Annotated in this window: 4 protein-coding genes; 1 reads left to right on the top strand and 3 read right to left on the bottom strand. The window is 71.9% G+C overall.

Annotated elements, in window-relative coordinates; all coding sequences use genetic code 11:
* Nucleotides 1–75 precede the first annotated feature (75 nt).
* The 3 genes from ACFVS9_RS16720 to ACFVS9_RS16710 all read right to left on the bottom strand — a co-directional run bounded on the left by ACFVS9_RS16720 (nucleotide 76) and on the right by ACFVS9_RS16710 (nucleotide 3,969).
* Nucleotides 76–912, bottom strand: coding sequence for an aldo/keto reductase (locus ACFVS9_RS16720; RefSeq protein WP_383118972.1), 837 nt, complete (start codon nucleotides 910–912; stop codon nucleotides 76–78).
* Between the two features lie 135 nt (nucleotides 913–1,047).
* Complete coding sequence (locus ACFVS9_RS16715) at nucleotides 1,048–2,847, bottom strand: AMP-dependent synthetase/ligase (RefSeq protein WP_383118973.1); 1,800 nt, start codon at nucleotides 2,845–2,847, stop codon at nucleotides 1,048–1,050.
* 228 nt (nucleotides 2,848–3,075) lie between these two features.
* On the bottom strand, nucleotides 3,076–3,969 hold the full coding sequence (locus ACFVS9_RS16710; RefSeq protein ID WP_383118974.1) for a LysR substrate-binding domain-containing protein: 894 nt from the start codon (nucleotides 3,967–3,969) through the stop codon (nucleotides 3,076–3,078).
* A gap of 115 nt (nucleotides 3,970–4,084) precedes the next feature.
* Between ACFVS9_RS16710 and ACFVS9_RS16705 the strand changes: the two genes are divergently transcribed.
* On the top strand, nucleotides 4,085–5,116 hold the full coding sequence (locus tag ACFVS9_RS16705; RefSeq protein WP_383118975.1) for a bile acid:sodium symporter family protein: 1,032 nt from the start codon (nucleotides 4,085–4,087) through the stop codon (nucleotides 5,114–5,116).
* Nucleotides 5,117–5,212: the final 96 nt, after the last annotated feature.

Raw genomic sequence — 5,212 nt, 5'->3', positions numbered from 1 at the left:
CGCGAACCCCGGTGGGGTAACCGGGCGTCGCCCCGCCCCGGGGGGGCGGTGCGGGGCGACGGACGCGGTGCGCGCTCAGGCGCCGAGGTTGAACTCGGCCGGGTCGGCGCCGAGGCGCTTGCCCTCGTCGAGCGCCGCGAAGGCGGCCAGGTCGTCGGCGTCCAGCTCGAAGCCGAAGACGTCGATGTTCTCCGCGATCCGGGACGGGGTCACGGACTTGGGGATCACCACGTGGCCGGTCTGGAGGTGCCAGCGGAGCACCGCCTGCGCCGGGGTCCGGCCGTGCTTGTGTGCGACGGCGACCACCGTCGGGACCTCCAGCAGCCCCTTGCCCGAGCCCAGCGGCGACCAGGCCTCGGTGACGATGCCGTGCTCGGCGTGGAACGCCCGGGCCGCGGTCTGCTGGAGCTGCGGGTGCAGCTCGATCTGGTTGACCGCGGGCACCACGGAGGTCTCGCCGAGCAGGCGCTCCAGGTACTCCGGGTGGAAGTTGGACACGCCGATCGCCTTGGCGCGGCCGTCGGCCAGGATCCGCTCGAAGGCCTTGTACGTGTCGACGTACGCGTCCTTGGACGGCACCGGCCAGTGGATCAGGTAGAGGTCGACGTGGTCCAGGCCCAGCTTGTCCAGCGACGCGTCGAACGCGCGCAGCGTCGAGTCGTACCCCTGGTCGCTGTTCCACAGCTTGGTGGTGACGAACAGCTCCTCGCGGGCCACCCCGGACGCGGCGATCGCCTTGCCGGTGCCCGACTCGTTGCCGTAGACCGCGGCGGTGTCGATGCTCCGGTACCCGGCCTCCAGGGCCGTGGCCACGGCCGTCGTCGCCTCGTCGTCCGGCACCTGCCAGACACCGAAGCCGAGCTGAGGCATTTCGAGGCCGTTGTTGAGCGTGATGGTGGGGACCTGGCTCACGAGCTGTCGATCCTTACGTCGTCGGTCGGTTCTCCTGGTCGCAACGACCGGGACGCCCCGAGCATTCCCGGGGGACCGGCCCCGGACACCGGAACACCGACAACTGACATACCGTCAGATCCGGGGGCCCCGGTCTCACCGGTAGAGGGCGTCCACCTCGGCCGAGTACGCCGACTCGATCGCCTTCCGCTTCAGCTTGAGCGACGGGGTCAGCAGACCGTGCTCCTCGGTGAACTGGTGGGCCAGGATGCGGAAGGTGCGGATGGACTCGGCCTGGGAGACGGCCGTGTTCGCGGCCACCACCGCCCGGCGCACCTCCATCTCCAGATCCGGATCGCGCACCAGCTCCGTGGGGGGCAGCGGGGCGCGGCCCTGCATGGCGAGCCAGTGCTCCACCGCCTCGTGGTCCACGGTGACCAGGGCCGCGATGTAGGGCCGGTCGTTGCCGACGGCGAGGCACTGCGCGACCAGGGGGTGCGCGCGGACCCGCTCCTCCAGGCCGCTGGGGGCCACGCTCTTGCCCCCGGAGGTCACCAGGATCTCCTTCTTGCGCCCGGTGATGGTCAGGTACCCGTCCTCGTCGAGCGCCCCGATGTCCCCGGTGGCCAGCCACCCGTCGTGCAGCACGGCGTCCGTGGACTTGGGGTCGCCCAGATACCCGGAGAACACGTTGGCGCCGTGCACCCAGATCTCGCCGTCCCGCGCGATGTGCACCGCGGACCCGGGGATCGGCTGGCCCACGGTGCCGTACCGGGGGCGCTCGGGCGGATTGGCCGCGGCCGCCGCGGTCGTCTCGGTGAGTCCGTAGCCCTCGAAGACCGTGACGCCCGCACCCGCGAAGAACAGGCCCAGCCGCCGGGCCATGCCGGAACCGCCCGACATGGCGTGCCGCACCCTGCCGCCCATCGCCTCCCTGACCTTGCGGTAGACGACCTTGTCGAAGAACTGGTGCTGCATCCGCAGCCCGGCGGACGGACCCGGACCGGTGCCGAAGGCCCGCTCCTCCAGTGCCTCCGCGTACTTCACCGCGACCTCGACGGCCTTGTCGAAGGCCCCGGCGCGGCCCTCCGACTCCGCCTTGCGCCGCGCGCCGTTGAAGACCTTCTCGAAGATGTACGGCACCGCCAGGATGAAGGTGGGCCGGAAGGACAGGAGGTCCGGCATCAGCGCCTTCGCGGACAGCTCCGGCTGGTGCGCCAGTTTCACCCGGCCGCGCAGTGCCGCGATCTCCACCATGCGGCCGAAGACGTGGGCGAGCGGCAGGAAGAGCAGTGTCGCGGCCTCCTCGCCGGGCTTGGAGAGGAACACCGGACGCCAGCGGCCGACCATGGTGTCGGCCTCGAACATGAAGTTGGCGTGGGTGATCACACAGCCCTTGGGGCGCCCCGTGGTGCCCGAGGTGTAGATCACGGTCGCCACCGAGTCGGGCGTCACCGCGCGGCGGTGCCGGTGGACCACCTCGTCGTCGATCCCGGTCCCGGCCTCGACGAGTTCGCTCACCGCGTCGGCGTCCAGCTGCCACAGCCTGCGCAGGTTCGGCAGCCGGTCGATGACCGAGCCGATCGTCATGGCGTGGTCCTCGTGCTCGACCATGACGGCCGCGACCTCGGCGTCGTGCAGCATCCACAGGACCTGCTCGGCCGAGGACGTCGGATACACCGGCACGGACTGGGCGCCCACCGCCCACAGGGCGAAGTCGAAGAGGGTCCACTCGTAGCGCGTACGGGACATCAGGGCGACCCGGTCGCCGAACCGGACGCCCTGGGCGATCAGGCCCTTGGCGAGGGCCAGCACCTCGTCGCGGAAGGCCGCCGCCGAGACGTCGTACCAGTGCCCCTCCGCGTCCTTGCGGCCGAGGGCCGTCCTGTGGGGGTCCTCCTGCGCATAGGCGAAGACGGTATCGGCAAGACCGCCGACTTGAGGGGCAGCGGCCATGGGTGGGACAGTGAACTCGCGCAATGACCTGCTCCTTGTGGCGCTCCGCACGGCGCCGCGACGCTACCTCACGGCGCGAGGCCGCGGGAGGGCCCTAAGTCTCCGGAAATCGTGACATCCGGCCAGGCCGACCGTAGAAATCGGGCCAGAAGGGCCGGGCTCGGGCGCACTTCTGACCACGGGGTAAGTAGCTCGGGCGGGAATCTCCACCGAATCTGTACGCGCCGCCTACGCCGGATCCGGATGCGCGGGCCTGACCGGAGCGCGGTGGAGCCGGTCCCCGCCCGCCAGGATCGCCGCCGCGAGGGCGTCCGCCGCTTCCTGCGCGGCGTCCCTGCGCCGTCCGTGCAGCAGCACGAAATCCACATCCCCGAGCTCCGGCAGCCCCGCCCGGGACGGCACCGGCACGAGGCCCGGCGGGATGAGGCCCCGGGTGTGCGCCATCACCCCCAGTCCGGCCCTGGCCGCCGCGACGAGGGCGCTCAGGCTCGCGCTCGTGCACGCGAAGCGCCAGGGCCTGCCGTGCTCCTCCAGCACCTCCAGGGCGCGTGCCCGGGTGATGCCGGGGGGCGGGAACGCGATCAGCGGGAGCGGGCGTTCGGGGTCGATCCGCAGCTGCGGGGCGCCGATCCAGGCCAGGGTGTCCTGCCAGACCAGTTCGCCGTGCGTGTCCCCGGCGCGCCGCTTGGCCAGCACCAGGTCGAGCCGGCCCGCCGCGAGCTGCTGGTGCAGGGCGCCGGAGAGCTCCACCGTCAGCTCCAGCTCTACCTCGGGGTGCTCGCGCCGGAAGGACTCCAGGATCTCCGGCAGCCGCGTCAGGACGAAGTCCTCGGACGCCCCGAAGCGCAGCCGCCCGCGCAGCCGGGTGCCCGTGAAGAACGCCGCCGCCCGCTCGTTGGCCTGGAGGATCGTCCGGGCGAAGCCGAGCATCGCCTCGCCGTCCTCGGTCAGATCCACCCGGTGGGTGTCCCGGCTGAACAGCTGCCGGCCGGCCTCCGCCTCCAGCCGGCGCACGTGCTGGCTGACCGTGGACTGCCGGACACCCAGCCGTCGTGCCGCCTGGGTGAAGCTCAGGGTCTGGGCGACGGCCAGGAAGGTGCGGAGCTGGACGGGGTCGTACATGGCCCAAGGCTATCGCGATTCATGATGACAGTCAGTGCGGTGTACGGGATTCCCGATCGCTGTCTCCGGGAGCAGGATGGGGAGGGCACGATTCCACCGAGAGAGCACGGAGCACATGAGCCGCCGCACCAGCCGCCGTATCCCCGCGCTGCCGTCCTGGCTGCCGGTCGACCCGTACATCCTGGCGCTCGTCGGCACGGTGGTGATCGCGGCGCTGCTGCCCGTGTCCGGGACCGGCGCGGAGGTGGCGGGCGGCGCCTCGACCGGAGCGGTGGCCCTGCTGTTCTTCCTCTACGGAGCGCGCCTGTCGACCGCCGAGGCGCTGGACGGCCTGAAGCACTGGCGGCTCCACCTCACCGTGCTGGCCTGCACCTTCCTGGTCTTCCCGCTGCTGGGGCTGGCCGGCCACGGGCTCGTTCCGTACGTCCTGACCCCGCAGCTCCAGGACGGCTTCCTCTTCCTGTGCCTGGTGCCCTCGACCATCCAGTCGTCCATCGCCTTCACCTCGATGGCGCGCGGCAACGTGCCCGCCGCCATCTGCGCGGGCTCCTTCTCCAGCATCGCCGGCATCCTGCTGACGCCGCTGCTGGCGGCCGCGCTGCTCGGCGGGAGCGGGGGCGGCTTCTCCGCGGACTCGCTGCTGAAGATCGTCCTCCAGCTGCTGGTGCCCTTCCTCGCCGGCCAGCTGCTGCGCCGATGGGTCGGAGGCTTCCTCACCCGCCACCGCAAGGTGCTGGGCTACGTGGACCGCGGCTCGATCCTGCTCGTCGTGTACACGGCGTTCAGCGAGGGCATGGTGGCCGGGATCTGGCACCAGGTCACCCCGCTCCGGCTCGGCGCGCTGCTGGGCGCGGAGGCGGTGCTGCTGGCCCTCATGCTCGCGGTGAGCTGGTACGGGGCGAAGCGGCTGGGCTTCGGGCGGGCGGACCGGATCGCCATCCAGTTCGCGGGCTCGAAGAAGAGCCTGGCGGCCGGGCTGCCGATGGCCAGCGTCCTGTTCGGCGCGCACGCCAGTCTCGCGGTGCTGCCCCTGATGCTCTTCCACCAGATGCAGCTGATGGTCTGCGCCGTGATCGCCAAGCGCCGCTCGCGTGATCCGCTGCCGGAGAGCGGGACGGTGCCGGGACAGGCCGTCCCGGTGGGCTGACGCGGGCGGGCCCGGCCGGTTCGTCAACTTCGGGACGCGGACGTACCTCCCCGGCAGGACCAGAAGGGGCGGCCTCCGCGTGCCCGGTATCCCGGG

Source organism: Streptomyces sp. NPDC058008 (assembly GCF_042886395.1).
Lineage (GTDB): Bacteria > Actinomycetota > Actinomycetes > Streptomycetales > Streptomycetaceae > Streptomyces.
The sequence above is the reverse complement of the archived record's forward strand: the minus strand, read 5'-3'. Positions and strand labels throughout refer to the sequence as shown.

What these genes read in the sequence shown, in the direction of transcription:
- ACFVS9_RS16715 (WP_383118973.1), bottom strand. Translation starts at nt 2,847, where the DNA reads ATGGCCGCTGCCCCTCAAGTCGGCGGTCTTGCCGATACCGTCTTCGCC.
- ACFVS9_RS16710 (WP_383118974.1), bottom strand. Translation starts at nt 3,969, where the DNA reads ATGTACGACCCCGTCCAGCTCCGCACCTTCCTGGCCGTCGCCCAGACC.
- ACFVS9_RS16705 (WP_383118975.1), top strand. Translation starts at nt 4,085, where the DNA reads ATGAGCCGCCGCACCAGCCGCCGTATCCCCGCGCTGCCGTCCTGGCTG.